This is a genomic window from Micromonospora sp. (assembly GCF_048594385.1).
In the GTDB taxonomy this organism is placed as follows: Bacteria; Actinomycetota; Actinomycetes; order Mycobacteriales; family Micromonosporaceae; genus Micromonospora; species Micromonospora wenchangensis.
The window spans coordinates 1-2,426 of record NZ_JBMDWU010000210.1 but is presented as its reverse complement, the minus strand read 5'-3'; the positions used below and the strand labels follow the sequence as shown (position 1 = coordinate 2,426).

The 2,426-nt window shown below is 73.5% G+C and carries 3 protein-coding genes and 1 pseudogene; 1 reads left to right on the top strand and 3 read right to left on the bottom strand.

Annotated elements, in window-relative coordinates; genetic code table 11:
- The 3 genes and pseudogenes from ACOJTC_RS11300 to ACOJTC_RS11290 all read right to left on the bottom strand — a co-directional run.
- Positions 1-275: pseudogene (locus ACOJTC_RS11300) on the bottom strand (hypothetical protein); the annotation flags it as partial.
- 116 nt (positions 276-391) lie between these two features.
- Positions 392-1,378 carry an aldo/keto reductase gene (locus ACOJTC_RS11295; RefSeq protein ID WP_204926002.1) on the bottom strand — a complete coding sequence of 329 codons (987 nt, stop codon included), beginning with the start codon at positions 1,376-1,378 and terminating at the stop codon, positions 392-394.
- Entirely contained in the window at positions 1,375-1,761 is a 387-nt protein-coding gene (locus tag ACOJTC_RS11290; RefSeq protein ID WP_204926001.1) for a MerR family transcriptional regulator, read from the bottom strand. Before ACOJTC_RS11290 ends, ACOJTC_RS11295 begins: the two co-directional genes overlap by 4 nt.
- 106 nt (positions 1,762-1,867) lie before the next feature.
- On the opposite strand from ACOJTC_RS11290, the gene ACOJTC_RS11285 reads away from it, so the two are divergent.
- A partial coding sequence (locus ACOJTC_RS11285) for an ABC transporter ATP-binding protein (protein WP_420116807.1) occupies positions 1,868-2,426 on the top strand: 559 nt, incomplete at its 3' end.

The following is a 2,426-nucleotide window of genomic DNA, read 5'->3' as shown; positions in this document are numbered from 1 at the left end:
GCGGCCGGCGCGGACCGGCCCGCCGCACGGGGCTGCCCGGGTGCGACGGGCGCGGTCGACGTGCAGCCCGGACCGGGCCCGTCCGGCGGTGTCGCCGGGGTGGGCCCGGTCGTGCTCACCAGGACGTCGAGGTCGACGTCGCTGTACGCGGTGGCGGCCCGCCGGGCGTGGCTGCCACGCAGCAGGATCCCGACCACCGGGTGCTCGGCGGACGCGCGCAGCCGGTCGGTCCAGTCGGCCAGGAAAGCGGCCTCCGGCAACGGAGCGTGATCCACCGCGCCATCGTGCCGTAGGTCCGATCGGGGCGCAATGCCCGAAGGCGGACTTCCTGTCCGGTCCGAAGGCTAGCGCCCGGTCCGAAGCCAAGTGTCCGAAGATGTCGATCGATCGGCTAGTGCCCGACCGTCCGCATCCCGGCCGCCGGATACCGTTCGCCGGCCACCGCGTCGACGGGAACCGCCTCCCGCAGCCGGGCCTGCTGGTCGGCGGTGAGCCGCAGGTCGGCGGCGGCGGCGTTCTCCTCCAGGTAGCGGACCCGCTTGGTGCCGGGGATCGGCAGCACGTCCTCGCCCTGGGCGAGCAGCCAGGCCAGGGCGGCCTGGGCCGGGGTGCAGCCGATCTCCTCGGCCACCGCCCGCACGGCGGCCACCAGCCGCAGGTTGGCGTCGAGGCTGTCCGCCGCGAAGCGGGGTGCCGCCGCCCGCCAGTCACCCTCGGTGAGCTGGTCCCGGCCGGTGATCGCCCCGGTGAGCAGCCCCCGCCCGACCGGCGAGTACGCCACCAGCGCCACCTGAAGCTCCCGGCAGGTGTCCAGCATCTCCCCCTCGACGTCCCGGGTGAACAGGGAGTACTCCATCTGGACGGCCGCGATCGGGTGCACCGCGTGGGCCGCGCGCAGTGTCGCCGGGCTGACCTCCGACAGGCCGAGCAGGCGCACCTTGCCCGCCGCGACCAGGTCGGCCATCGCCGTGACGGTCTCCTCGATCGGGGTGCCCGGGTCGCGGCGGTGCAGGTAGTACAGGTCGACGGTGTCCACGCCGAGCCGGCCGAGGGAGGCGTCGCAGGCCTCGCGGGCCCAGGCGGCGCTGCTGTCGACGTACGCCCCGGAGCCGTCGGCGTGGGGCCGGTTGCCGAACTTGGTGGCCAGGAAGACCTCGTCGCGGCGGGCCCGTACCACCGGGGCGAGCAGCCGCTCGTTGGCGCCGAAGCCGTACATGTCGGCGGTGTCGAGGTGGTTGACGCCGAGGTCGAGGGCGCGGTGCAGGGTACGCGTCGACTCGGCGTCGTCCTGCCCGCCGTAGGCGAAGCTCATGCCCATGCAGCCCAGTCCGATGGCGGAGACCTCCGGACCGTCCACCCCGATCCGTCGACGGATCATCGTCCCTCCTCCGTGCAGCCGTAGGTTTCGATCTTGTAGTTGAGCACCTTGAGGTCCTCCTCCAGTTCGGCCATCCGGGTCAGTACCCGGACCCGGTGGGCCTCGAACAGCGCCCGTCGGGCGGCCCGCGTCCGGTCGCCCTGGCGGGCCAGTTCGGCGTATCGGCGCATGTCGCGCACCGGCATCCCGGTGCGGCGCAGCCGGGTGATCAGCACCAGCCAGTTCAGGTCGGCCTCGGTGTAGCGGCGGCGGCCGGCCGAGTCGCGGCCGACCGGAGCGACCAGCCCCTCCTGTTCGTACCAGCGCAGCGTGTAGGTGGTCAGGCCGACCCGGGCCGCCGCCTCGCCGACCGACAGGCCTCTCTCCCGCGTGCTGATGTCCACGTGCCCCAGGTTCTCAGTTCGAGCGCGCTCGAAGTCAACCGTTGCGCACCACCGGGTAATTCAACTAGCGTTGATTTCAACAAGCGATGAGTTTTAGGGAGGTGCGATGGACGACGCCATCGCCGTCCGCGACCTCGTCGTCGACCGGGGTCGACGAAGGGTGCTGGACGGCATAGGTTGCAAGGTGCCGCGCGGCACGGTCACCGGGCTGCTCGGCCCGAGCGGCAGCGGCAAGACCACCCTGATGCGGGCCGTCGTCGGGGTGCAGACGATCAGCTCCGGCACGGTCACCGTGCTCGGCCACCCGGCCGGCGCGGCCGAGCTGCGCCACCGGGTCGGCTACCTGACCCAGGCGCCCAGCGTCTACGCCGACCTGACCGTCCGGGAGAACGCCCGCTACTTCGCCACCCTCCAGGGGCGCAGCGCCGCCGACGCCGACGCGGCGGTCACCGACGTCGGCCTGTCCGCCGCCGCCGGCCAACTGGTTGGCACCCTCTCCGGCGGGCAACGCAGCCGGGCCTCGCTGGCCTGCGCGCTGGTCGGCGAGCCGGAACTGGTCGTCCTCGACGAACCCACCGTCGGGCAGGACCCGGTGCTGCGGGCCGACCTGTGGGCCCGGTTCCACGCCCTGGCCGCCGCCGGCACCACACTGCTGGTGTCCAGCC

What these genes read in the sequence shown, in the direction of transcription:
- ACOJTC_RS11295 (WP_204926002.1), bottom strand. Translation starts at nt 1,378, where the DNA reads ATGATCCGTCGACGGATCGGGGTGGACGGTCCGGAGGTCTCCGCCATC.